The 24,458-nt window shown below is 71.0% G+C and carries 23 protein-coding genes, 2 pseudogenes and 1 riboswitch; of the genes and pseudogenes, 24 read left to right on the top strand and 1 reads right to left on the bottom strand.

The window, feature by feature from the left end:
• The first annotated feature begins 397 nt into the window (after positions 1-397).
• The 17 genes and pseudogenes from OYE22_RS07730 to OYE22_RS07650 all read left to right on the top strand — a co-directional run bounded on the left by OYE22_RS07730 (position 398) and on the right by OYE22_RS07650 (position 14,622).
• Positions 398-988 carry a hypothetical protein gene (locus tag OYE22_RS07730; protein ID WP_176164354.1) on the top strand — a complete coding sequence of 197 codons (591 nt, stop codon included), beginning with the start codon at positions 398-400 and terminating at the stop codon, positions 986-988.
• Positions 989-1,143: 155 nt separating this feature from the next.
• A complete protein-coding gene (rpsP, locus tag OYE22_RS07725) occupies positions 1,144-1,587 on the top strand; it encodes a 30S ribosomal protein S16 (RefSeq protein WP_277319713.1) in 444 nt (147 codons plus the stop codon).
• 2 nt (positions 1,588-1,589) lie between these two features.
• Positions 1,590-1,829, top strand: a complete 240-nt coding sequence (locus OYE22_RS07720; RefSeq protein ID WP_176164356.1) for an RNA-binding protein — start codon at positions 1,590-1,592, stop codon at positions 1,827-1,829.
• 276 nt (positions 1,830-2,105) lie between these two features.
• Positions 2,106-2,651: a ribosome maturation factor RimM gene (rimM, locus tag OYE22_RS07715; protein ID WP_277319712.1), complete on the top strand. Its 546-nt coding sequence runs from the start codon at positions 2,106-2,108 to the stop codon at positions 2,649-2,651.
• Positions 2,651-3,472 carry a tRNA (guanosine(37)-N1)-methyltransferase TrmD gene (trmD, locus tag OYE22_RS07710; RefSeq protein WP_277319711.1) on the top strand — a complete coding sequence of 274 codons (822 nt, stop codon included), beginning with the start codon at positions 2,651-2,653 and terminating at the stop codon, positions 3,470-3,472. Before rimM ends, trmD begins: the two co-directional genes overlap by 1 nt.
• Before the next feature lie 132 nt (positions 3,473-3,604).
• Positions 3,605-3,952, top strand: coding sequence for a 50S ribosomal protein L19 (gene rplS, locus OYE22_RS07705; protein WP_176164359.1), 348 nt, complete (start codon positions 3,605-3,607; stop codon positions 3,950-3,952).
• A gap of 51 nt (positions 3,953-4,003) precedes the next feature.
• Positions 4,004-4,789, top strand: a complete 786-nt coding sequence (lepB, locus tag OYE22_RS07700; RefSeq protein ID WP_277319710.1) for a signal peptidase I — start codon at positions 4,004-4,006, stop codon at positions 4,787-4,789.
• Positions 4,790-5,363: 574 nt separating this feature from the next.
• Positions 5,364-6,389, top strand: coding sequence for a signal peptidase I (lepB, locus tag OYE22_RS07695; RefSeq protein ID WP_277324037.1), 1,026 nt, complete (start codon positions 5,364-5,366; stop codon positions 6,387-6,389).
• The gene (lepB, locus tag OYE22_RS07690; RefSeq protein ID WP_277324036.1) at positions 6,328-7,428 is read left to right on the top strand and encodes a signal peptidase I; all 1,101 of its coding nucleotides are present in this window, start codon (positions 6,328-6,330) and stop codon (positions 7,426-7,428) included. Before lepB (OYE22_RS07695) ends, lepB (OYE22_RS07690) begins: the two co-directional genes overlap by 62 nt.
• 163 nt (positions 7,429-7,591) lie before the next feature.
• Positions 7,592-8,299: pseudogene (gene lepB, locus OYE22_RS07685) on the top strand (signal peptidase I); the annotation flags it as partial.
• Positions 8,300-8,546: 247 nt separating this feature from the next.
• Positions 8,547-9,062 carry an NUDIX hydrolase gene (locus OYE22_RS07680; RefSeq protein ID WP_277319709.1) on the top strand — a complete coding sequence of 172 codons (516 nt, stop codon included), beginning with the start codon at positions 8,547-8,549 and terminating at the stop codon, positions 9,060-9,062.
• A gap of 39 nt (positions 9,063-9,101) precedes the next feature.
• A complete protein-coding gene (locus OYE22_RS07675) occupies positions 9,102-9,428 on the top strand; it encodes a DUF2469 domain-containing protein (RefSeq protein WP_176164363.1) in 327 nt (108 codons plus the stop codon).
• A gap of 230 nt (positions 9,429-9,658) precedes the next feature.
• A complete protein-coding gene (locus tag OYE22_RS07670) occupies positions 9,659-10,063 on the top strand; it encodes a YraN family protein (protein WP_277324035.1) in 405 nt (134 codons plus the stop codon).
• The gene (locus OYE22_RS07665; protein WP_277319708.1) at positions 10,063-11,682 is read left to right on the top strand and encodes a YifB family Mg chelatase-like AAA ATPase; all 1,620 of its coding nucleotides are present in this window, start codon (positions 10,063-10,065) and stop codon (positions 11,680-11,682) included. Before OYE22_RS07670 ends, OYE22_RS07665 begins: the two co-directional genes overlap by 1 nt.
• Positions 11,682-12,911 carry a DNA-processing protein DprA gene (gene dprA / locus OYE22_RS07660; RefSeq protein WP_277319707.1) on the top strand — a complete coding sequence of 410 codons (1,230 nt, stop codon included), beginning with the start codon at positions 11,682-11,684 and terminating at the stop codon, positions 12,909-12,911. Before OYE22_RS07665 ends, dprA begins: the two co-directional genes overlap by 1 nt.
• A gap of 242 nt (positions 12,912-13,153) precedes the next feature.
• A complete protein-coding gene (whiG, locus tag OYE22_RS07655) occupies positions 13,154-13,990 on the top strand; it encodes an RNA polymerase sigma factor WhiG (RefSeq protein ID WP_187062482.1) in 837 nt (278 codons plus the stop codon).
• A 74-nt stretch (positions 13,991-14,064) separates the two neighbouring features.
• Positions 14,065-14,622: a TetR/AcrR family transcriptional regulator gene (locus tag OYE22_RS07650; protein ID WP_176166462.1), complete on the top strand. Its 558-nt coding sequence runs from the start codon at positions 14,065-14,067 to the stop codon at positions 14,620-14,622.
• A gap of 332 nt (positions 14,623-14,954) precedes the next feature.
• Here the strand turns inward: OYE22_RS07650 and OYE22_RS07645 are convergent.
• Positions 14,955-15,404: pseudogene (locus tag OYE22_RS07645) on the bottom strand (M23 family metallopeptidase); the annotation flags it as partial.
• 884 nt (positions 15,405-16,288) lie between these two features.
• Between OYE22_RS07645 and rpsB the strand changes: the two are divergent.
• From rpsB to OYE22_RS07610, 7 genes are all read left to right on the top strand, one after another.
• Positions 16,289-17,161 carry a 30S ribosomal protein S2 gene (gene rpsB, locus OYE22_RS07640; RefSeq protein ID WP_277319706.1) on the top strand — a complete coding sequence of 291 codons (873 nt, stop codon included), beginning with the start codon at positions 16,289-16,291 and terminating at the stop codon, positions 17,159-17,161.
• Positions 17,162-17,315: 154 nt separating this feature from the next.
• The gene (tsf, locus tag OYE22_RS07635; protein WP_277319705.1) at positions 17,316-18,152 is read left to right on the top strand and encodes a translation elongation factor Ts; all 837 of its coding nucleotides are present in this window, start codon (positions 17,316-17,318) and stop codon (positions 18,150-18,152) included.
• 190 nt (positions 18,153-18,342) lie between these two features.
• The gene (gene pyrH, locus OYE22_RS07630) at positions 18,343-19,110 is read left to right on the top strand and encodes a UMP kinase (RefSeq protein WP_277319704.1); all 768 of its coding nucleotides are present in this window, start codon (positions 18,343-18,345) and stop codon (positions 19,108-19,110) included.
• Between the two features lie 170 nt (positions 19,111-19,280).
• Positions 19,281-19,838 (top strand): ribosome recycling factor, encoded by a 558-nt coding sequence (gene frr, locus OYE22_RS07625; RefSeq protein ID WP_176164388.1) that lies wholly within the window; start codon positions 19,281-19,283, stop codon positions 19,836-19,838.
• Positions 19,838-21,001, top strand: coding sequence for a phosphatidate cytidylyltransferase (locus OYE22_RS07620; RefSeq protein ID WP_277319703.1), 1,164 nt, complete (start codon positions 19,838-19,840; stop codon positions 20,999-21,001). Before frr ends, OYE22_RS07620 begins: the two co-directional genes overlap by 1 nt.
• A gap of 673 nt (positions 21,002-21,674) precedes the next feature.
• Positions 21,675-22,781, top strand: coding sequence for a 23S rRNA (adenine(2503)-C(2))-methyltransferase RlmN (gene rlmN, locus OYE22_RS07615; RefSeq protein WP_277319702.1), 1,107 nt, complete (start codon positions 21,675-21,677; stop codon positions 22,779-22,781).
• Positions 22,782-23,076: 295 nt separating this feature from the next.
• A riboswitch (TPP riboswitch) is annotated at positions 23,077-23,185 on the top strand.
• On the top strand, positions 23,182-24,258 hold the full coding sequence (locus OYE22_RS07610) for a thiamine ABC transporter substrate-binding protein (RefSeq protein ID WP_277319701.1): 1,077 nt from the start codon (positions 23,182-23,184) through the stop codon (positions 24,256-24,258). (Overlaps the previous riboswitch by 4 nt.)
• The last annotated feature ends 200 nt before the right edge of the window (positions 24,259-24,458 follow it).

Raw genomic sequence — 24,458 nt, 5'->3', positions numbered from 1 at the left:
CTCGGCGAGAGGCGACCGTTCGGCGCGGATTCGGTTCGACGTCCGGGTTCCAGCCGTGCCGTACGCACGGTGCGGCTGGACGACATCATGGCCCGGAGCGACGGGGCGGCATACGGAGCCGTGCGGGCCATGGTGTACGGCGCGCGGCGCGGGGCAGCGCACGGGGCGCCACCGGCGCGCGGTGCGGGCGCGCGGCGCCCGCCCGAAGCGAGGTCCCTGCCCGGACGCTGGGGCGTACGCACCGGTACGTACCAGCTTGACGCGCGCCGTGCCGCTCCTCCGCAGATCTGCGCACCCGCCCTCGTCAGGAGGCATCAGCGTGAACCGACTGGTACGTGCAAATTATTTGGGATGCCCGGAATCGGAACACCCAGCCGCCACCGCTCGTTGTCACGACGTGAGCACGACACCACCTGTTCTCGCCGCGGAGCTGGCGCTGGCGTGGGCCGACATTCAACGGCACCACCCCGAGCTGCCGGATCTCGCCGCGCCCGAATCCTTGATCGGAGAGTCGTCGTCAGCCTGTGGCCACGAACTCTCATTCGAACGGCTGCTGCACGAGGCCGTGCACGGGATCGCCGCAGCCCGCGGTATCCGTGACACGTCGCGCGCCGGTCGCTACCACAACCGCCGATTCCTGGCGATCGCCGAGGAGTTGGGCCTCGACCACGCCGAGGAGCCGCATCCAAGCAGCGGCTTCTCGCTGGTGACCTTGAACCCGGAAGCGAGAAAGCGCTACCGCCCGACCATCGAGCGGCTGCAGCGCGCCCTGAAGGCGCACACCGTGGCGACCGCCTCCGACACCACGCGTAGCTTCCGCGGCCCCGCCGCGCGGCACGGGTCCTCGGGCGGCGGGGTGCGCGTCAAGGCGGTGTGTGACTGTGGACGCAATGTGAGAGTCGTCCCATCGGTCCTGGCCCAGGCGCCGATCATGTGCGGTGGATGCGGGAAGCCCTTCCGCATCCCCGAGGTGGTCGCGGTCGGCTGACCGGTCGCGGTGTGGCACAATAGCGAGCTGTACTCGACAGTCGAACAGGACCCCTCTCTCCTCCGGCTGACGCGTCCATCGGGCACTCGGGTACCGCAACCCCACGCGGCACGTACGAGTGCTCAACCACGTCAAGACCAGGAGACACCACTCCCGTGGCAGTCAAGATCAAGCTGAAGCGCCTGGGCAAGATCCGCGCGCCTCACTACCGCATCATCGTCGCCGACTCCCGTACCCGCCGTGACGGCCGGGCCATCGAGGAGATCGGCCTGTACCACCCGGTGCAGAACCCCTCGCGCATCGAGGTCGACTCGGAGCGCGTGCAGTACTGGCTGAGCGTTGGCGCCCAGCCGACCGAGCCGGTCGCGGCCATCCTCAAGGTCACCGGTGACTGGCAGAAGTTCAAGGGCCTGCCGGCTCCGGAGCCGATGAAGGTCGCCGAGCCGAAGGCCGACAAGAGCGCGCTGTTCGAGGCCGCGGCCAAGAACGCCGGTGACGAGCCGAAGGGTGAGGCCATCACCCCGAAGGCGAAGAAGGCCGACAAGAAGTCGGACGAGGCGGCCCCGGCTGCTGAGTCCACCGAGTCGACCGAGGCCTGAGGATGCTCGAGGAAGCCCTCGAGCACCTGGTCAAGGGCATCGTCGACAACCCCGACGACGTACAGGTCGCCTCGCGCGTCCTGCGCCGCGGGCGCGTTCTGGAGGTTCGGGTGCACCCCGACGACCTCGGCAAGGTGATCGGTCGCAACGGCCGCACCGCACGCGCGCTGCGCACGGTCGTGGGTGCCATTGGCGGCCGGGGTATCCGGGTCGATCTCGTCGACGTGGACCAGGTTCGCTGAAGAGCGAGTGAGCACCGGCACGGGCCGGGGACGGCTGAACTGTCGTCCCCGGCCCGTGCCGCGTTCGGCACTACGGTGAAGGCATGGCCAGCCCCGCCCGGCGCCCCGTGTGCCCGCTCCGTGCCCCATGCGGCCCGCCCCGTCCGGCGCTCCGTGCCACGGCGCGGGCGAGCCCGGGACCGGCCCCGTACGCGCCCCGTGGCGCCGTCCCGCCTCCGTTCCGTTCGATTCACCCACCCCGCGTAGCCCACGCGGCGGCAGAGAAGGAAACGCACAGTGCAGTTGGTAGTCGCGCGCGTCGGCCGCGCCCACGGCATCAAGGGCGAGGTCACGGTCGAGGTACGGACCGACGAGCCGGAACTGCGGCTCGCACCTGGCTCCGTTCTGGCGACGGAGCCCCCGTCGGCGGGGCCGCTGACGATCGAAACCGGCCGCGTCCACAGCGGGCGCCTGCTGCTGCGCTTCGCCGGCGTCAGCGACCGTACCGGGGCCGAGGCGCTCCGTAACGTCCTGCTGATCGCCGAGGTGGACCCCGAGGACGTCCCCGAGGACCCCGAGGAGTTCTACGACCACCAGCTCATCGACCTGGACGTGGTCACCGTGGACGGGACCCTGGTGGGGCGCATCGCGGAGATCTCCCACCTGCCCTACCAGGACCTGCTCATCGTGCGGCGTCCCGACGGGGGCGAGGTGATGGTGCCGTTCGTCGCCGAGATCGTTCCCGAGATCGACCTCACGGAGCAGCGGGCGATCATCGACCCGCCGCCGGGGCTGCTGGACGACGGGGCGGCCGAGGTGGCACGGGGCGGGGACGACGCCTGATGCGGCTCGACGTCATCACGATCTTTCCGGAGTACCTGGAGCCGCTCAACGTGTCGCTGGTCGGCAAGGCGCGCGCCCGCGGCCAGCTCGACGTGCGCGTGCACGACCTGCGGGAGTGGACACACGACCGGCACAACACGGTGGACGACACCCCATACGGCGGCGGCCCGGGCATGGTGATGAAGCCCGAGCCGTGGGGCGAGGCGCTCGACGCCGTACTCGACTCCGACACGGAGCGGGACGGGGCCGGCCCCGCCCTCGTCGTGCCGACGCCCAGCGGGCGTCCCTTCACCCAGGCGTTGGCGATGGAGCTCTCCGAGCGGCCGTGGCTGGTTTTCGCGCCGGCCCGCTATGAAGGCATCGACCGTCGGGTCATCGACGAGTACGGGCAGCGCCTTGACGTGTACGAGGTCTCCATCGGCGACTACGTGCTCGCCGGCGGCGAGGCGGCGGTACTGGTGATCACCGAGGCGGTCGCCCGACTTCTGCCGGGTGTGCTCGGCAACGCCGAGTCGCACCGCGACGACTCCTTCGCCCCCGGGGCCATGGCCGACCTGCTGGAGGGCCCCGTCTACACCAAGCCGCCGGAGTGGCGTGGCCGCACCATCCCCGACGTGCTGGTCAGCGGGCATCACGGGAAGATCGCCCGGTGGCGCAGGGACGAGGCGTTCCGGCGCACCGCGAACAACCGCCCCGACCTGATCGAACGGTGCGACCCCGCGTCGTTCGACAAGGGCGACCGCGCGATCCTGGCCGCCCTGGGCTGGCAGCAGGGGGCGGATGGCCGATTTGGGCCGCCGGGGGCGGCCGTGGAAGAATAGGCCGCTGTTGTCCACCTAGCGCGCGCCCCTGCCACAGGGGGAACGACGCCCGCCCGGCGGATCGACAACACTCATCGATCATTCCGAAATCCCGTTGATGACCTGTGGCATCAGCGAAGAAAGCAGACGGTCATGCACCTTCTCGACAACGTCGACGCCGCGTCGCTGCGCAGCGATGTCCCGGCCTTCCGCCCCGGCGACACGGTCAACGTCCACGTCCGCGTCATCGAGGGCAACCGCTCTCGTGTGCAGCAGTTCAAGGGCGTTGTCATCCGCCGCCAGGGCTCCGGCGTGCGGGAGACCTTCACCGTCCGCAAGGTCAGCTTCAGCGTTGGCGTCGAGCGCACCTTCCCGGTTCACACCCCGATCGTCGAGAAGATCGAGCTCGTGACCCGCGGTGACGTCCGCCGTGCGAAGCTGTACTACCTCCGTGACCTCCGCGGCAAGGCCGCGAAGATCAAGGAGAAGCGCGACAACTGAGCCGAGGGCGCGCCGGGCGGTCACAGCATGGCCGGATAGGCTCTGGGCCCGATGGACACCGACGCACAGATCTCGGAGCGCGACCGCTCTCCCGACCCCGAACCGGGTCCGGAGCAGCGGTCGCGCTCTTCGCGTTTCCCGTGGCTGACCGGCGGCGGCCCCTGGCGGCGAACGGGGCTGCTGGCCGCAGCGTGCGTGACGTGCGTCCTGCTGCTGAGCGCCTTCGTGGTGCAGCCCTTCCTCATCCCCAGTACCTCGATGGAGAACACCCTCAAGGTCGGGGACCGGGTGCTGGTGAACAAGCTGGCGTACCGTTTCGGTGATCAGCCGCGGCGCGGCGACGTCGTGGTCTTCGACGGCACCGGTTCCTTCGCGGAGGAGTACCCGTCGGAGAATCCCGTCACGTCGCTGCTGCGCTCGGCGGCCGCGGCGGTCGGCCTGGCCGAGCCCGCCGAGACCGATTACGTCAAGCGCGTGGTGGGCGTCGGGGGCGACCGGGTCACCTGCTGCGACAAGCGGGGGAGGATCAAGGTGAACGGTCAGGCGGTGGACGAGGACTACCTGTACCCCGGGGACGCCCCGTCCCACGTGCCCTTCGACGTCGTGGTGCCCGACGGCAAGCTGTGGGTGATGGGCGACCACCGCAGCGCCTCGCGTGACTCCCGCGACCGCCTCGGCGCGCCGGGGGGCGGCTTCGTGCCCGAGGAAAAAGTCATCGGACGGGCCGACTGGATCGGCTGGCCACTGAACCGCGTTCGTTCCCTGCACCGCCCCGACGCCTTCGCCCAGGTGCCGGAGCCCGGCGAGACGCCGGCCTCGGGCCGGCGCCATGGGTAACCGCGGACGGCCGCGTTCCGGCCCCCACGCCTCGGAGCCGCCATACGAGCCGGTGCCGCCCGGCGACGCCGCGGGCGCCCCGTACACGGGCCACGGAGCGCGGGGGGATGGCGCACGGGGCCACGGAGCGGGTCCTGTCCAGGGCGCGGGGGCTGGGGCGCCCGGCGGCGCGGGCCCCGACCGGAGCCCGGGAGCCGGCCCTACGGGGCCACGGCGTGACGCCTGGAACCCCGAGCGCGGAGCAGCCGGCGCGGGACCACACGGGGCTGCCCCGGGGAGCCCGCCCACCGCCCCGCCCACGCCCCCGTACCAGGCGCGTGGCCGCCCGCCGAAAGCGGCGGCGCCGGGCGGCTCAGGGGCGCCCACCCCGCCCTACGGAGCGCCCGCCCACCCGCCGCCCGGAACTCCAGGGCAGCATGGCTCTCAGGCCACACCGGGCCGGCACGCGCCCGCACCGTCGGGACCCCAGGGTGCCGGAGTCCCGCCCCGCACCGCGCGGCCGGCCGTCGCGGTCGATGACACGGCCGATCTGGGTACGGGGCCCGGCGCGGGCCCCGTAGCGCTCGACGGGGAGCTGACGGAGCCCGCGACGGCGCACGAGGGCGACACGGAGCAACCACCGCCGCACCGGTCGGGCGGTCGGGCGGAGCGACGCAAGGCGGCCCGCCGCGTCAGGCGCAGGCGGCGCCGCTCGGCGCTGCGTGAGGTACCGATCCTCGTCGCGGTGGCGCTGCTCATCGCGCTGGTGTTGAAGACCTTCCTGGTGCAGGCGTTCGTAATCCCCTCCGGCTCCATGGAGCAGACCATCAAGATCGGCGACCGGGTGCTCGTGGACAAGCTCACGCCCTGGTTCGGCGCCAAGCCCGAGCGCGGCGACGTCGTGGTCTTCAAGGACCCCGGGGGATGGCTGGAGAACGAGCACAAGCCCAGTGACGACGCCCCCGTGGGCATCAAGCAGGCCAAGCAGTTCCTGACGTTCATCGGACTGCTGCCATCGGCCGACGAACAGGACCTGATTAAGCGTGTCGTGGCTGTCGGCGGTGACACGGTGCGCTGTTGCGACAAGGACGGTCGGATCACCGTCAACAGCACTCCCATCGACGAGCCGTACGTCCACCCGGACAATGCGCCGTCGAAGCTGAAGTTCACGGTGCGGGTGCCCCCGGGGCGTATCTTCGTCATGGGTGACCACCGGTCGAACTCGGCCGACTCGCGCTACCACCTCGACGACGAGGGACGTGGCACGATCTCAGAGGACCTGGTCGTCGGGAAGGCCGTGGTCATCGCCTGGCCGATCGGCCACTGGCGGCGGCTGGAAGAGCCGGAAACCTTCGCCTCCGTAGGCGACGCGAGTGCCGCTCCGTCCCCGGCGGGCGGGGCTCCGCATAGTGTGTCTTCCGGCTCTGCGCTTTCTCCGGAAGCGCAGGGATTGACCCATCTCCCGACCCTTGCGGAACTCCCGCTCGTTATGGGGTTGGTGGGCCTGCGTCGAACCTGGGGCAGGCGGCAGCGCGGCAAGAGGAGTGGATGTGGGGGATTTGGCGGTCGGCGCACGATCCGGACACGAAGAGCCCGAGAGGCGACCCGGGCACCCCGGTGAGTCACCCGTGGACGGGGCGTCCGAGGCCGAGACCCCGTACGGCGCGGGTCAGGCTGACGATCTCGGTGGGCCCGGCCAGCAGGCCCGGCAGCACCGCGACGGCGCGGGGCCGGACGGCGACGTCGCCCGCCCGCGCAGCGCCGGGAGCGCCGAGCCGGAGGACGCCGTGGCCGAGCCGGGTGCCCAGGGAGAGCCCGCCGGCGACCAGGCCGACACCGCGGCCGCCGGGGCCAGCGAGGACGAGGAGCAGCGTGCGCGCGCCCGACGCGCGAAGCACCGTTCCTTCTGGAAGGAGCTACCGCTCCTCGTCGGTATTGCGCTGCTGCTCGCGCTGCTGATCAAGACGTTTCTGGTGCAGGCGTTCTCCATTCCCTCGGACTCGATGCAGAACACCCTGCAGCGCGGCGACCGGGTGCTGGTCGACAAGCTCACGCCGTGGTTCGGCTCGGAGCCCGAGCGCGGCGAGGTCGTCGTCTTCCACGACCCGGGCGGCTGGCTGGACGAGGCGCCGCAGTCCGACTCGGGACCGATCGGCGAAGGCGTGCAGAAGGTTCTGAGCTTCATCGGCCTGATGCCGTCGGCGGAGGAGAAGGACCTGATCAAGCGAGTGATCGCGGTTGGTGGCGACACGGTGGAGTGCAAGAACGACGGCCCCGTCAAGGTCAACGGCAAGGCGTTGGACGAGCCGTACATCTTCCCCGGCGACACTCCGTGCGGTGACAAGGAGTTCGGCCCGATCCACGTGCCCGAGGGCCGGATCTGGGTCATGGGCGACCACCGCCAGGACTCCCTCGACTCCCGCTACCACCAGAACCTGGACAACGGCACCGTGTCGAACGACGAGGTCGTGGGCCGGGCGATCGTCAAGGCGTGGCCGATCAACCGCTGGGGCACGCTGCCCGTCCCGGACACCTTCGACCAGCCGGGGCTGAGCGCGGCGGCGTCGATGACGCCGACGATCGCCGGGTTCGCCGGCGCCCTGCCCCTGGTGTTGTGGCGCCGGCGTCGGCTGATCAGGAAGGCCGAGCTGAAGAGCTGACGGCGCCCATACCGCCCGGTAAGGTGCGGACCCGTGCTGGCATGGCGTGCCGGGTCCGGCCGGCCGCGCGCACGGAGCCGCCGCGGAGTCCGTACGGGGCCATCCGGCGCGACGGGGCACGGGGCGGCTCGTGCACAGCGCCGGCGGGTGACAGGGGAGTGGAATGGGCGGACCGCGACGGACGAGCGACGGCCAGAGCCGTCGCGGCAACGTGGTGTCGGGGCTGGTGGTGGCACTCGGTTGCGTGCTCTTCCTCGGAGGCTTCGCCTGGGGCGCGGTGCTGTACCAGCCGTACGCCGTGCCCACCGACTCCATGGCGCCGACCATTGCCAGGGACGACCGGGTCCTCGCCGAGCGCGTTGACGGCGACGACGTGCACCGGGGGGACGTCGTCGTCTTCCGCGACGAGGTGTGGAGCGACCTGCCGATGGTCAAGCGGGTGGTCGGGGTCGGTGGCGACAAGGTCGCCTGCTGCGACAAGCAGGGGCGCCTCACGGTCAACGGCAAGGCCATCGACGAGCCGTACCTGAAGCGCCAGGGCCCGGCCTCGCCGACCGTGTTCTCCGCGACGGTGCCCCAGGACCAGCTCTTCCTGCTCGGCGACAACCGGGACACCTCGGTCGACTCCCGAGGCCACCTGACGGACGGCGACCAGGGCGCCGTACCGCGGACCGCCGTCCAGGCACGGGTGGAAGCGGCGGTCTGGCCCCTGGGTTCCCTGGGGATGTTGGAGCAGGCGTCGGGCTTCGACGACCTGCCGGGCGGGGTCTCAGAGCGTGGCCCACTGAGCCTGATCACCGGCATGGTGGTGGCCGGGGCCGTGCTGATTCTCGGCGGGGCCGCCTACGGCCCGATCGCGAACCGTAGGGGCGGCAAGAGCAGGCCGCGTAGCGGCGCCACACGGGGCACGGAGCGCGGGGCACGGAGCGGCGCCCCGCGCGGCACCGGGGCCGCGCCGCCAACCCAGCGGACACCCCCCGGGCGCGGGCCGGGCACGGCGGCCAGCGGCACGGAGCACGGAGCGGCGGCGCCGGGCGCGCGGGCTCCGGGAAGCGGGCCCGCACGGGCCGACGGTGCGGGCCGGTCCGCACGGGGCGGGAAGGGAACGGCGAAGAACGGTGGCTGACGACATACGGGAGGACCCGGCGGAGCCCGAGCTGCGCAAGGTCGCGCGGGTGATCCTGCTGGGCCCCGACGACCGCGTCCTGCTGATGCACGGCTACGAGCCGCACGATCCGTCGTCCACCTGGTGGTTCACCCCCGGTGGCGGCGTCGAGGCGGGGGAGACCCGCGAGCAGGCCGCCCTGCGGGAGCTGGCCGAGGAGACGGGGATCACCGACGTACGACTGGGCCCGGTGATCTGGCAGCGGGTGTGCTCCTTCCCGTTCGACGGGCGCCGGTGGGACCAGGACGAGTGGTACTACCTGGCCAGGACGGAGCAGATGCGCACCCGCACCGCGGGTCAGACCGACCTGGAGCGGCGCAGCGTCGCGGGGCTTCGATGGTGGACTGTCGAAGAACTGTTCGCCACTCGTGAGACGGTGTACCCGACCAGGCTCGCCGAACTGCTGCGTACGTTGCTCGACGAGGGCCCCCCTACCGCGCCGGTGGTCCTGGAGACGGAGCGTGTCTGACGCACAATGGGGGGACGCACGGCTGAAGGGGAACATGCCATGAGCGCCGAGGACCTCGAAAAGTACGAGACCGAGATGGAGCTGAAGCTCTACCGGGAGTACCGCGACGTCGTCGGTCTGTTCAAATACGTGATCGAGACCGAGCGGCGCTTCTACCTCACCAACGACTACGAGATGCAGGTGCACTCGGTCCAGGGTGAGGTCTTCTTCGAGGTCTCCATGGCGGACGCCTGGGTCTGGGACATGTACCGGCCGGCGCGCTTCGTCAAGCAGGTCCGCGTGCTGACGTTCAAGGACGTGAACATCGAGGAGCTCAACAAGAGCGACCTGGATCTCACCTCGGGCGAATCCGGTTTCAATAACTGACCGCTGCCCCGCTGCCCCAGTGAGCGAAGGTTTCTTCACTCGCATGGGTGAGCCAGTTTTCCCCAGCTCGCCGGCCATCCACCAAGATCCAAAAGTTCGCGCCACCTCCGGCACCGTCAGTGCCGGAGGTACTACTCATGCCGCGAACATCCCGGAAGCGATCTCCCGCCCACCCACCGAGCGAGTCCGACGCGTCACGCCCCAGTCCCGCCCAGCCCGCGCCGCCACCCCTGGCGCCCGGAGTCCTTCCCCCCACCGCTGATCGACCGCGCCCCTCGTCGGCCCGCCGAGCCCTTGGCGCCTACGGCGAGAACCTGGCGGTCAGGCGACTCGTGGCAGCCGGGATGCTCGTCCTGGCGCGCAACTGGCGCTGCCGCGAGGGCGAGATCGACATCGTGGCCCTGGACGGCGACGCGCTGGTCATCTGCGAGGTGAAGACCCGCAGGGCCAGCGCGTACGAGGACCCGATGGCCGCCATCGGTCACGTCAAGGCCGAGCGCCTGCGCCGGCTCGCCGCCCGTTGGCTGGAGCGGTACGGCGGGCCGCCGGCCGGCGGCGTCCGCATCGACGTGGTGGGCGTGCGGCTGCCGGACCGTGGCGCGCCGGCCGTCGAGCACGTGCGGGGGGTGTCCTGATGGGCTTCGCTCGCACGTGCTCGGTGGCGCTCGTCGGCGTCGAGGGGGTCGTGGTCGAGGTGCAGGCGGATCTGGAGCCGGGCGTGGCGGCGTTCACGCTGGTGGGGCTGCCGGACAAGAGCCTGTCCGAGAGCCGGGACCGGGTTCGGGCGGCCGTCGTGAACTCGGGTGCCGAGTGGCCGCAGAAGAAGCTCACAGTGGGGCTGAGCCCCGCGTCCGTTCCCAAGGCCGGCAGCGGCTTCGATCTCGCGGTGGCCTGCGCCGTCCTCGCCGCGGCGGAGTTCATCGATCCGCGGGAGATCGCCGACCTGATGATGATCGGCGAACTGGGGCTGGACGGACGGGTGCGACCGGTGCGCGGCGTGCTGCCGGCCGTGCTCGCCGCCGCTGACGCGGGGTACCGACAGGTCGTCGTCCCGGAGCAGACCGCGGCCGAGGCGATGCTGGTGCCGGGCGTCTCCGTGCTGGGCGTGCGAAGCCTGCGTCAGTTGGTGGCCGTCCTGACCGACGCGCCGGTGCCAGAGGAGGCGGAGGAACCCGACCAGGGGCGGCCCGATCCCATGCTGGCGGGCCTGGTGCTGCCGGGTGCCGGCGCGGGTACGGGTACGGTCGGCCGCGCCGGGCCCGCCCGACGACTCGACATGGCCGACGTCGCGGGTCAGCAGGGTGCCCGCAAGGCGTTGGAGGTGGCAGCGGCCGGTGGGCACCACCTCTACCTGAAGGGCCCACCCGGCGCGGGCAAGACCATGCTGGCGGAGCGGCTGCCGGGGTTGTTGCCGCCGCTCACGCGGGACGAGGCGCTGGAGGTGACCGCGGTGCACTCCGTGGCAGGCGTCCTCCCGCCGGGCAAGCCGCTCCTGGACGTACCGCCGTACTGCGCTCCGCACCACTCCGCGACGATGGCCTCACTGGTGGGCGGAGGAACCGGAATCCCTCGGCCGGGAGCCGTCTCGCTGGCTCACAACGGAGTCCTGTTTTTAGACGAAGCCGCAGAGTTCAGCGGGCGCGCGTTGGAGGCGCTGCGGCAGCCCCTGGAGTCGGGACACGTGGTGGTGGCCAGGTCGGCCGGGGTGATGCGGATGCCGGCGCGATTCCTGCTGCTGTTGGCCGCCAACCCGTGCCCCTGCGGGCGGCACGGTCAACCTGGTGACGGGTGCGCGTGTTCGCCCACCGTCATCCGCCGCTACCAGGCCAGGCTGTCGGGCCCACTCCTCGACCGGGTGGACCTGCGTGTACGAGTGGGACCGGTGAGCCGGGCGGAGCTGGCTGGCGAGCTGGGGCGGGCGGAGAGCACCGCGGCGGTGGCGGCCCGCGTGTGTGAGGCCAGGGAGCGGGCCGGCGCGCGCTACGCCGGGACGCCCTGGACGGTGAACGGCGCGGTCCCCGGGTACGAGCTGCGCACACGCTGGCCACTGGCTCCAGGAGCGCTGCGCGAGGCGGAGCGCGACATGGAGCGGGGCGTGCTCACGGCGCGAGGCCTCGACCGAGTGCTGCGCGTCGCCTGGACCGTGGCAGACCTGGCCGGCCACGACCGACCGACGGGGGATGACGTCGCACAGGCGCTCCAACTGCGCACCGGCGTCAACCGCGGCGTGCCACAGCCGATGGGACGCGCGTGATGGCCCCGGGCCCGGCCGCCACGGACGGCGGCGCCCTGAGCCGGGGCCCCGAGCCCGCCACGGAGGGCATCGCCAGGCAGCGGGTCGACGATGACGAACGGCTGGCCCGAGCCGCGCTGACCCGGCTGACGGAGCCGGGGGACGAGGTCGTCGGCCGTTGGCTGCGCGAACTGGGCCCCGTGGCCCTGTACCGCGCGCTGACCGGTGCCGACGAGCCGCCGCCGGGGGCGAGTGACCGACGCCTTGCCGGCTGCGCGCTCCGCGCCGCTCGCCTTGACCCGGCCGGCGACCTGGCCGCCATGGAGGTGCTCGGCGGACGCTTCGTCTGTCCGGGGGACGCGGAGTGGCCGAGCCAGCTCGACGACCTCAAGGACGCCCGACCCGTGGGGCTGTGGGTGCGCGGGGCGGCGTCGCTGCGGATGTGGGCGCTGCGGTCGGTGGCCGTGGTCGGCGCGCGGGCCTGCACGGACTACGGGGCGCACGTGGCGACCACGCTGGGCGCCGGGCTCGCCGAACGCGGCTGGGTGGTGACCTCCGGGGCGGCCTACGGGGTGGACGGAGCGGTCCACCGGGGCGCCCTCAGCGCCGACGGGGCGACTATCGCCGTGCTCGCCTCTGGGACGAACGTGCCCTACCCCCGTGGCCATACCGAGCTGATCGACAGGGTGGCGGAGCAGGGGCTCGTGTTGGCGGAACTACCCCCGGGCAGCCACCCCACGCGAAGCCGGTTCGTGTTACGCAACCGGGTCATCGCGGCCCTCACACGCGGGACGGTCGTCGTCGAGGCCCAGTACCGCAGCGGGTCCCTGGTCACCGCCCGGTGGGCGCAGCGGCTGGGACGCTGCGCGATGGGCGTGCCCGGCCCCGTGACCAGCGCACTCTCGGCCGGCGTGCACGAGCTGCTACGCGGGGAGGCCCTGCTGGTGAGCGACGCCGACGAAGTGGTCGAGCTGGTCGGCAGCATCGGGGACCTCGCGCCCAGCCGACAGGGTCCCGTCGTGGGGCGGGACCTGCTGGAGGCCGCAGCCGCCCAGGTGCTGGAAGCGCTGCCCGCTCGGGGCACGAGCGACACCCGGGCGGTGGCCCGGGACGCGGGGATGAGCCACGACGAAACGTTGACCAGGCTCTACGAATTGCTCTCCCTCGGGTTCGTCGAACGAGCCGGTGAGCGTTGGGAGTTGGCCCACCCGGCACATCACGGGAAAAGCTCGCGGCGAGGCGGTTCTTGATTTGCGGCAATTGGGTGAAAGGGTGTGGGAGATGACCGTATACGCCGTTGTAGAGCCGGCATTGCGGTCGCCGTCCGCGCTGGCGACCGTAACTCCGGGGTGCGGAGAACGGAACGAATCTGCGCATCGCATAGCCCCTGTCGCTCGCACACTGCGACGTATCAGTCACGCTACGCTCACAAGGATTCCGACGCGGGCACACGTCCTGACCCACGTCACGGCAGAACGGCTCAAGGCGACGCATGCCCCAGCACACCTCCGGGTCTGAACGCGCGACGGTGCCGCCCGCTGCCCGCGGCGCCGTCCGGCCACCCGCGCCCTCGTCCCTCGAAGAACTGTGGCGTTCCTACAAGGCCACCGGGGACGAGAGGCTGCGGGAACAGTTGATCCTGCACTACTCCCCGCTGGTGAAGTACGTGGCGGGGCGCGTCAGCGTGGGGCTGCCGGCCAACGTCGAGCAGGCGGACTTCGTGTCGTCCGGAGTCTTCGGCCTCATCGATGCCATCGAGAAGTTCGACCCCGAGCGGGCCATCAAGTTCGAGACCTACGCGATCACCCGCATCCGGGGTGCCATGATCGACGAATTGCGGGCCCTGGACTGGATTCCCCGCTCGGTTCGGCAGAAGGCCCGGGCGGTCGAGCGTGCGTACGCCACGCTGGAGGCCGCCCTGCGCCGCACGCCCTCGGAAGTGGAGGTCGCCGCCGAGATGGGGATCGGCCTCGAAGAACTGCATGGTGTTTTCAGCCAGTTGTCGCTGGCCAACGTGGTGGCTCTGGAGGAGCTGCTGCACGTCGGGGGAGAGGGCAGCGATCGGCTCACCCTCGGCGACACGCTGGAGGACCAGGCTGCTGACGACCCCGTAGAGGTCGCTGAGGACCGAGAGCTACGCCGACTGCTCGCGCGCGCCATCAACACCCTGCCGGAGCGGGAGAAGACCGTGGTGACGCTCTACTACTACGAGGGCCTCACGCTGGCTGAAATCGGGCAGGTGCTGGGCGTCACGGAGGGCCGTGTCAGTCAGATCCACACGAAGTCCGTGCTCCAGTTGCGTGCGAAACTGGCCGACGTCGGGCGCTGAATCGTCCCTCCTCCGTCGTCGTGCGCGGCGCGCGTACGTAAAGTGGAGGAGTGCCCAGGATTCGAGCGGCCTCGGTGGCCGAGCACCGGACGATGCAGCGCGGCGCCCTGCTGGACGCCGCCCGTACCTTGCTGTCTGAAGGCGGTACCGACGCGCTGACGTTCCCCGCGCTCGCGGAGCGGACGGGGCTCGCCAGGTCGTCCGTCTATGAGTATTTCCGGTCGCGGGCCGCCGTGGTCGAAGAACTGTGCGCCGTGGACTTCCCCGTGTGGGCGGCCGAGGTCGAGGCCGCGATGGAGCGAGCCGACACCGCCGAGGCCAAGATCGAGGCGTACGTCCGACAGCAGTTGGCGCTGGTCGGTGACCGACGCCACCGGGCCGTGGTGGCGATCTCCGCGGGAGAGCTGGACGCGGGAGCGCGGGAGAAGATCCGGGCCGCACACGGTGGGCTGATCGCCATGGTGGTCGAGGCGCTGGGCGCGCTCGGTCACGAGGAGCCCAGGTTGACCGCGATGCTGTTGCAGGGCGTGGTCGACGCGGCCGTCCGGCGCATCGAACTGGGCGCCGCGGAGGACCCTGGGCGTATCACGGACGCCGCCGTCGCCACGGCCCTGCGCGGAGTGTGCGGCTGAGCCGCCTCTCGACGCCCGAGTCGCAGCCGCGCCCAGGCCGCCACGACGGTCACGGTCAGAACATGGGCCCACTCGGCGGGCGCCATGGCCGCGGCGCGAGGACGGCCGCGCCGTGGCTTCGGTGGGGCGACGGGACGGAAGTTCCGGGTGAGCCGGTGGGGGCAGGTCCCGCCGTTCTCCGCGCGCTGGGAACGAGGGCAAGCACAACGGGGCACGTGCCGCGTGGAGCCGTATCGGATCGGACGGTGCCGGTGTGGGCCGACCTGCTCCGGTGGCTGGAACGCCCGGCCATGGCCCGAGGTGGTCCGGGCCCTCGGGGTGGCCGGGGCTGTCGGGACGCCGATGGTGGGCAGCAGCCGAGAGGGGCCGCCGCGCAGCATGGCGGGTGGCATCAGCGACAACGGGTCCAGATAGCGATCCCCGCGGCGCAGCCCCCAGTGCAAACACCCGGGCTGGCAGTGGAACGGCCCGTCCTCCATGACGCCCACCACCTGCCCCGCCGCCACCGTGTCGCCCTTGGACACCAGAGCCCGCACCGGCTCGTACGTCGTACGCAGCGGCGGTCCGCCGCTGTCAGACACCGCGATGGCGAGCACTCCCCGCCCCGCGACCCGACCCGCGAACGTCACCCGGCCCGGTGCGGCGGCCCGCACCGGCTGTCCGGCGCGCGCGGCGAGGTCCACCCCGCGGTGCCCGGCGGCCCACGGCTCGGGCGGCGGCTCCCAACCGCGTAGCACGGTGGGCCGCAGCGCCCCCATCGCTCCGTCCACCGGCCAGGCGCGGTCGGCCACGGGGCCGGGCTGCCGGGCCGGCGGGGGCTGTAGTGGAGCGGACGGGGCCGGCGGCGTACCCAGCAGCGGGGTCGGTAGGGGGAGGGCGCCGGCCGCAGAGCCGAGGTGCTGGGTGTCTGCCTCTTGAGTGCTGACCGGCGACGTGGCTTGGCGCGGGACGGACGGCGGGGCGGGGAGCACGTGACCCGGGGCGGCCGGCAGCGGGCGGGTGGCGGGCGAAACCGGGTCGCCCAGCGCAGGCGCACGCCTGTCGGGGCGGGCCTTCGCGGCGGCGGCGCGTACTCGCGCGGGGTCCGCGGTCCGAGTGGTGTTCTCGGAGGCGGGCCAGTCGCCTCGCTCGCTCGCGCGGGCGTCCGCGTACAGCGTCACGGCACAGGCCGCGAGGGCCAGGCCGATAGCGGTCGCACCCGCCGCGAGCCAGCGGACAAAGGGAGCGCCCCGCACGCGGACTCCGCTTGTACGTGGCGGCGGCGACGTGCGCCGCAGGCTGGCGGTCACGCGGCCGGGACGCAACCGGCGCCATGCGCGCCGGACCGTGCTCAGGGCTTGGCGGGGTTTGGGTGTGTAAGACATGCGACGACCGTGCCGTAAATCACCGGTCTGCGGGGATCATGGCGACCTTCGGTGGATTACTCACGGGTTGTGGATAACGCCGTCACCCGCCGGCGCACCGGTCCCGTACACTTCACATGGCGATCCGGGCGACCGGGTCGACTTCGCACGCCCCGCCATCGGCGCATCAGTCCCTCTCGGGCAGCCCGGTGGCCGCGTCCCTCGGTCTTCGGAAGGTCTCCTTCCGTGGCAGGCGCGTTCGGGGTGTCAGGCGCGACGGCCGACCGGCCGCCGCGGTAACCGAGTATCCAAGGAGTACGGCCATGGCCGTCGTCACGATGCGGGAGCTGCTGGAGAGCGGCGTCCACTTCGGTCACCAGACCCGCCGTTGGAACCCGAAGATGAAGCGCTTCATCTTCACCGAGCGCAACGGCATCTACATCATCGACCTGCTCCAGTCGCTGTCGTACATCGACCGCGCCTACGAGTTCGTCAAGGAGACCGTCGCGCACGGCGGCTCCATCATGTTCGTCGGCACGAAGAAGCAGGCGCAGGAGGCCATCGCCGAGCAGGCGACCCGCGTCGGCATGCCCTACGTCAACCAGCGCTGGCTGGGCGGCATGCTCACCAACTTCTCGACCGTCTACAAGCGCCTCCAGCGCCTCAAGGAGCTTGAGCTCATCGACTTCGAGGATGTGGCCGCCTCCGGCCTCACCAAGAAGGAGCTCCTGGTCCTCTCGCGCGAGAAGGCCAAGCTGGAGAAGACCCTCGGCGGTATCCGCGAGATGCAGAAGGTGCCGAGCGCCGTCTGGATCGTGGACACCAAGAAGGAGCACATCGCCGTTGGCGAGGCGCGCAAGCTCCGCATCCCGGTCGTCGCGATCCTCGACACCAACTGCGACCCCGACGAGGTCGACTACAAGATCCCCGGCAACGACGATGCGATCCGCTCCGTCACGCTGCTCACCCGCGTCATCGCCGACGCCGTCGCCGAGGGCCTCATCGCCCGCTCCGGTGCGGCCACCGGTGACGTGAAGGCCGACAAGGCGGCCGGCGAGCCGCTCGCCGAGTGGGAGCGCGACCTGCTTGAGGGCGACACGGCCAAGAAGGCCGAAGAGGCCGAGAAGCCCGCCGAGGCCGCTGCCGCCGAGGTTGCCGCCCCCGAGGCTCCGGCCGCGGACGCCGAGCAGGCCTGACGAACGCCGTGACGGATCGGTGCCACTCCGCTCCGTCGCAGCGTCACGGTTGGTGACGGCGGGGCGTTGCGCGACGCGACGCCCCGCCGTCCACCCGTAAGATCACAGATCTTTCGAGACCTTTCGAGACCTTTCGAGAAGAGATTCACAGACCATGGCGAACTTCACCGCCGCTGACGTCAAGAAGCTCCGTGAGCTCACCGGCGCCGGCATGATGGACTGCAAGAAGGCGCTGGACGAGGCCGAGGGCAGCGTCGACAAGGCCGTCGAGATCCTGCGCGTCAAGGGCCAGAAGGGCGTGGCCAAGCGCGAGAGCCGCAGCGCCACCAACGGCGCCGTCGTCTCGCTGATCGCCGACGACAAGAGCTCCGGCGTCCTGGTCGAGCTCAAGTGCGAGACGGACTTCGTCGCCAAGGGTGACAAGTTCGTCGCCGTGGCCGACACGATCGCCGCGCACGTCGCCAAGACCGCCCCGGCCGACATCGCCGCACTGCTCGCCTCCGAGATCGAGGCCGGCAAGACCGTGCAGGCGTACGTGGACGAGGCCAACGCCACGCTCGGCGAGAAGATCGTCCTCGACCGGTTCGCCCAGTTCTCCGGGGGCTACGTCGCGGCGTACATGCACCGCACCAGCCCGGACCTGCCGCCCCAGGTGGGCGTGCTCGTCGAGCTGGACCAGGAGAACGCCGAGGTCGCCAAGGACGTCGCGCAGCACATCGCCGCGTTCTCGCCGAAGTTCCTCACCCGCGAGGAGATCTCGGCCGAGACCGTCGAGAACGAGCGTCGCGTCGCCGAGGCCACCGCGCGCGAGGAGGGCAAGCCCGAGGCCGCCCTGCCGAAGATCGTCGAGGGCCGCGTCACCGGCTTCTTCAAGGAGAACGTGCTGCTCGACCAGCCGTTCGCCAAGGACAACAAGAAGTCCGTCAAGAAGGTCCTGGACGAGGCCGGCGTCTCGCTCAAGCGCTTCGCCCGCTTCCGCGTCGGCGTCTGAGTCGTTCCCGGAACTCGGCCCGGCTCAGGGCTGAAGCAGGGCAGCGAATGACCAGCGACCCCGATAGGGTCGTACGCAGCCAGTCGTCCACCGGTTGGCCGCAGATGTGACGAGGAGGCCATTGCCGTAGAGGTCGATCAAGGACCATCCCGGCAGTGGCCTCCTTCGTATGTGCACGAGGAGATCTCCCATGAATCTGGACGCCGACCACGCCGACCCGAAAGCTGACGGCGCCAAGCGCCGCCGGTTCCTGCTGAAGCTGTCCGGCGAAGCATTCGCCGGTGGCGGCGGACTCGGCGTCGATCCAGACGTCGTGCACAAGATCGCCCGCGAGGTGGCCGCCGTCGTCCGCGACGGGGCCGAGATCGCCATCGTCATCGGCGGCGGCAACTTCTTCCGCGGAGCCGAACTGCAGCAGCGCGGCATGGACCGCGCCCGCTCGGACTACATGGGCATGCTCGGAACCGTCATGAACTGCCTCGCTCTCCAGGACTTCCTGGAGAAGGAGGGCATCGACTCCCGAGTCCAGACCGCCATCACCATGGGGCAGGTGGCGGAGCCGTACATCCCGCTCCGTGCGGTGCGACACCTGGAGAAGGGGCGCGTCGTGATCTTCGGCGCCGGCATGGGCATGCCGTACTTCTCCACCGACACCACCGCGGCCCAGCGCGCCCTGGAGATCGACGCCGAGGCGCTGTTGATGGGCAAGAACGGCGTGGACGGAGTCTACGACTCGGACCCCAAGCGCAACCCGGACGCGGTCAAGTTCGACGCGCTGGGCTACGCCGAGGTCATCACCCAGGACCTCAAGGTCGCCGACGCCACGGCGATCACGCTGTGCCGCGACAACAGCCTGCCGATCCTCGTCTTCGAGCTGCTCGCCGAGGGCAACATCGCGCGCGCGGTGAAGGGTGAGAAGATCGGCACGCTCGTCAGCGGCCAGGGTGACCGGAACTGACGGTCCGTACCGCCTTCGCAGGGTCGCCCGTGATGCCATACGGGCGACAACTCCCGGTCGCCGGAAGTGCTCGGCGCGGGGATGGACAACGGCCTGCCGGTCGGACACCGTGCAGGAGAAGACGCACGCAGGGGCGAGGCTCTGCTTACTGATAACACCAGGAGCAAGTGGTGATCGAAGAGATCCTCCTCGAGGCCGAGGAGAAGATGGAGAAGGCCGTCGTGGTCGCCAAGGAGGACTTCGCCGCGATCCGCACCGGGCGTGCGCACCCGGCGATGTTCAACAAGATCGTGGCGGACTACTACGGGGCGCTGACGCCGATCAACCAGTTGGCGTCGTTCTCGGTACCGGAGCCGCGGATGGCGGTTGTCACGCCGTTCGACAAGAGCGCGCTCCGCAACATCGAGCAGGCCATCCGTGACTCGGACCTGGGCGTCAACCCGAGCAACGACGGAAGCATCATCCGGGTGGTGTTCCCCCAGCTCACGGAGGACCGCCGCAAGGAGTACATCAAGGTCGCCAAGACCAAGGCCGAGGACGCCAAGATCTCCATCCGCAGCGTTCGCCGCAAGGCCAAGGAGACCATCGACAAGCTCGTCAAGGACGGCGAGACGGGCGAGGACGAGGGCCGCCGCGCGGAGAAGGAGCTCGACGACACCACCGCGAAGTACGTCGCGCAGGTGGACGAGCTGCTCAAGCACAAGGAAGCCGAGCTGCTCGAGGTCTGATGAACGACTCATCCTGGGGGGCTCCGCCCCGTACCGGCTACCGGGGCTCGACCGACCAGGGATCTGCTCCCTCGCTTCGTGGGGCAATGCCTTCGACATCGGCGGGTCCCCTGCGCGCGGCGGAGCATGCGGCGCAGACTCGGCCCATGCCCATCGTGCCCGACAGAGGCGGAGACCAGGACGACCAGGGGGCCGCTCGGTTGAGTGGCCCCCTGTTCCGCGACGAGCAGGAACCGCCAGCCCCGTCGCCCCAGCCCGGCTCGGAGCCCGCTCACGAGCCCGCACGGGGCGACGCGGGCACGACGCCCAGGGAGCGCCCGGCCGTGCCATCCGCGCCGCAGAAGAAGCGGGCAGGGCGTGACCTGCGCGCCGCGATAGGGGTCGGCCTCGGGCTCGGCGCCGTCATCGTCGTCTCGCTCTTCGTGCAGAAGGTCCTCTTCGTCGGCGTCATAACGGTCGCCGTCGTCGTCGGCCTGTGGGAGCTGACCTCGCGGCTCGCCGAGCGCAAGGAGATCCGCGCACCGCTCGTGCCGCTGGCGGTGGGTGGCGCGGCCATGGTCGTGGCCGGATACCTGCGTGGCGCGCAGGGCGCCTGGATCGCCATGGCGCTCACGGCGCTCGCGGTGCTCCTGTGGCGGATGACGGAGCCGCCGGACAACTACCTCCGGGACGTCACGGCGGGCGTCTTCGCGGCGTTCTACGTGCCGTTCCTCGCGACGTTCGTCGCGCTCATGCTCGCCGCGGACGACGACGGTCCGCAGCGGGTTCTCACGTTCCTGATCCTGACCGTGGTCAGCGACACCGGGGCGTACGCCGTGGGCTGGAAGTTCGGCAGGAACAAGCTCGCCCCGCGCATCAGCCCCGGCAAGACGCGTGAGGGCCTGTTGGGCGCCGTGGCCTTCGCCATGGTGGCGGGCGCGCTGTGCATGCGCTTCCTGATCGAGGACGGTGCCTGGTGGCAGGGGCTCATCCTCGGCCTCGCCGTTGCCGTCAGCGCCACCCTGGGCGACCTGGGCGAGTCCATGATCAAGCGGGACCTCGGGATCAAGGACATGGGAACGCTGCTGCCGGGGCACGGCGGAATCATGGACCGCCTCGACTCGCTGCTTCCGACGGCGCCGGTGGCCTGGCTGCTGCTGGTGATGTTCGTCGGCGCGGGCTGAAAGGCCCACGGCCGACGACGAGCCGCCCGCCCACGAGCACTGTGGGCGCGGCGGCTCGTGGTGTGTGAGGGGACGCGCAGGCGGCGCCCGGTGTCCTCTTCTTCAGGGACGGGGGACGGAGGAGGGGCGCGGAGTGTGGAGATGCGGCTCCCCTGGCGGTGCGGGGGAGTGGCTGTGTGGCGCGCGGGCGTGGCGTGGCGCGCTGCCGGAGTGTGCGTGGGGCCGCCTGATGGGGGGAGGGGCACGTCGGCTGGCACGGGGCACGGGGCATGGAGCACGGGGCGCGGAGCGGCGGCGTGGGCAGGGCGCTGGGGCGGAGCGGTGTGAGTGGGGGTACGGGGCGCGGAGCACGGGGCGTCATCTGGCGCGAGGTCGCCGGGTGGAGGCGAGGCGTAAGGGCGGGGCGGCGGAATGACACGGCGTACGGAGCGTGCGGCGGGCCGGATCGTCGAGGTGTTTTGCCGTGTGGGCGAGGTTGCCAGCGGAGCGAGATCGCTTGTGCGGTGGCCTGTCGGGATGAGCTGAAGGGGCGGTGAGCGAGGCGCCGCCGGAGGTCGCGGGTTTCGGTCTGAATGTCGCGGATAGCTGCCGTGAGCTGCGGTTTCGCGTACTTCGAGGGTGCCGTACGCGGACGGCGAGGTCTTGCCCGTATGTCTGCGACACTAGATGCACCATGCCTGCACCCGGAGAACTCACTTTCGTCGCGCCGCGCGGAGCCAAGAAGCCGCCGCGGCACCTTGCCGACCTCACCCCCGCCGAGCGCCGTGAGGCCGTGGCCGCGATCGGTGAGAAGCCCTTCCGTGCTGGACAGATCTCCCGGCACTACTTCGCTCGGTACACGCACGACCCGGCGAACTGGACCGACATCCCCGCGGCCGCACGCGAGAAGCTGGCCGCGGAGCTACTGCCCGACCTGATGAACGTCGTCAGGCACATCAGTTGTGACGGCGACACCACCCGTAAGACGCTGTGGCGACTGCACGACGGGACCTTGGTCGAGTCGGTGCTGATGCGCTACCCGGACCGGGTCACGATGTGCATCTCGTCGCAGGCCGGCTGCGGCATGAACTGCCCCTTCTGCGCCACGGGCCAGGCCGGGCTGGACCGTAACCTCTCCACCGCGGAGATCGTGCACCAGATCGTCGACGGCATGCGTGCTCTGCGTGACGGTGAGGTGCCGGGTGGGCCCGCGCGGTTGTCGAACATCGTTTTCATGGGTATGGGCGAGCCGCTCGCCAACTACAAGCGGGTTGTCGGCGCCATCCGACGGCTGACCGACCCGGAGCCGGACGGGCTGGGCATCTCCCAGCGCGGTATCACCGTCTCCACGGTGGGCCTGGTGCCGGCGATGCTGCGGTTCGCCGACGAGGGCTTGAAGTGCCGCCTGGCTGTGTCGTTGCACGCGCCGGACGACGAGCTGCGCGACACCCTGGTGCCGGTCAACACCCGCTGGAAGGTCCGCGAGGTCCTGGACGCCGCGTGGGAGTACGCGGAGAAGTCCGGCCGCCGGGTATCCATCGAGTACGCCCTCATCAAGGACATCAACGATCAGGCGTGGCGGGCCGACCTGCTGGGCAAGCTGCTGAGCGGACGTCGGGTGCACGTCAACCTCATTCCGCTCAACCCCACGCCCGGATCGAAGTGGACCGCTTCGCGCCCCGAGGACGAGCGCGCGTTCGTCGCGGGGCTTGAGGCGCATGGAGTGCCCGTGACCGTTCGGGATACTCGGGGTCAAGAGATCGACGGTGCGTGCGGGCAGCTGGCGGCCTCCGAGCGCTGACGGGGCGTGAGGAGCGCGCCACGGCGGCCCCACTTCCGTACGCACCAGCATTCCGCGGTGCACGATGCTTGGCGTGCCCCGTGCCCCGTGCCCCGTGCCCCGTGCCCCGTGCCCCGTGCCCCGTGCCCCGTGCCCCGTGCCCCGTGCCCCATGCCCGTTGGGCCGTCAGGCTGACGGGCACGGTCCCTGGCCGTGGACCGTGGGGTGGGACGGTGTGCGTGGCGCGGGCCGGCGCGATCTTGGGTGGGCGATGCGCTGATACTGTGCCGCGATACCGTTGAGTCGAACAAACGCACATTTCCGACAGGGGAGCGCTACGCGCTGAGAGTGCGGCACCGCAAGGGCCGCAGACCCTCAAACCTGATCCGGGTCATACCGGCGTAGGGAGTCATACGCACTGATGAACAGCTACCTTCGGCGTGCCGTGGGCACGGCACTGCTCGGCGCACTGGGTGCCACGACGCTCGCGGCGTGCGGCGAGTCCGACAACGGAGCGGACTCCAAGACGGTCACCGTCGTCTCGCACGACTCCTTCGTGGTCTCGAAGTCGGTGCTTGACGAGTTCACCAAGCAGACCGGCTACAAGGTCAAGGTCGCGCGCGGTGCCGACGCCGGAGCGGCGGTGAACCAGGCCATCCTGTCGAAGGGGAACCCGCAGGGCGACGTCTTCTTCGGCATCGACAACACGTTGCTCTCCCGCGCGCTCGACGAGGGCGTCTTCGCCCCGTACCGCGCCAAGGACCTGGACCAGGTGCCGACGGAGCTGCAACTGGATGCCGCGAAGCACCGCGTGACCCCCGTGGACACCGGCGACATCTGCGTCAACTACGACCGGAAGTACTTCGCCGACAAGGAGCTCGCGCCGCCGCAGACCTTCGACGACCTCATCAAGCCGCAGTACAAGAACCTCCTGGTCACCGAGAACGCCGCCACCTCGTCGCCCGGATTGGGCTTCCTGCTCGGAACGGTCGGCGCGTACGGGGACGACGGCTGGCAGGACTACTGGAAGAAGCTGAAGGACAACGGGGTCGAGGTCGTGGACGGCTGGGAGCAGGCGTACAACGACCGGTTCTCGGGCTCCGGCGGCGGTTCGGGCAAGGGCGACAAGCCCCTCGTCGTCTCGTACGCCTCCAGCCCGCCCGCCGAGGTGGTCGGCGTCAAGCCGCAGCCCAAGGAGGGCCCGACGGGGGTGGCCACCGGCACCTGCTTCCGGCAGATCGAGTTCGCCGGGTTGCTCGACGGTGCGAAGAACAGCAAGGGCGGCAAGGCCCTGCTGGACTTCATGTTGAGCAAGAAGTTCCAGGAGGACGTACCGGTCAAGATGTACGTCAACCCGGTGCGGCGGGACGCGAAGCTGCCGGAGGTCTTCACCAAGTACGGCGAGCGGATCACCAAGCCGGCCACCGTCGCTCCGGAAAAGATCACTGAGAACCGCGAGCAGTGGATCAAGTCGTGGACTTCGCTCGTCGTGAAGTGAGCGACCATTCGCGCCCCGGTACGGCGAACGGGGCGGAATCGCTGAGTACCGGACGCGACGGTGCGGAGGCACGGGGCACGGGGCACGGAGCCAGCGCCCCGGCGGGCCAGGGTGCGAAACGTCTTGTGCGGCACGGGGCGGGGGGAGACGGAGCACGGGGCACGGAGCACGGGCGACGGACGCCGAGGGCCTGGCGTGTC

Source organism: Streptomyces sp. 71268, from assembly GCF_029392895.1.
Classification (GTDB): domain Bacteria; phylum Actinomycetota; class Actinomycetes; order Streptomycetales; family Streptomycetaceae; genus Streptomyces.
The sequence above is the reverse complement of the archived record's forward strand: the minus strand, read 5'-3'. Positions and strand labels throughout refer to the sequence as shown.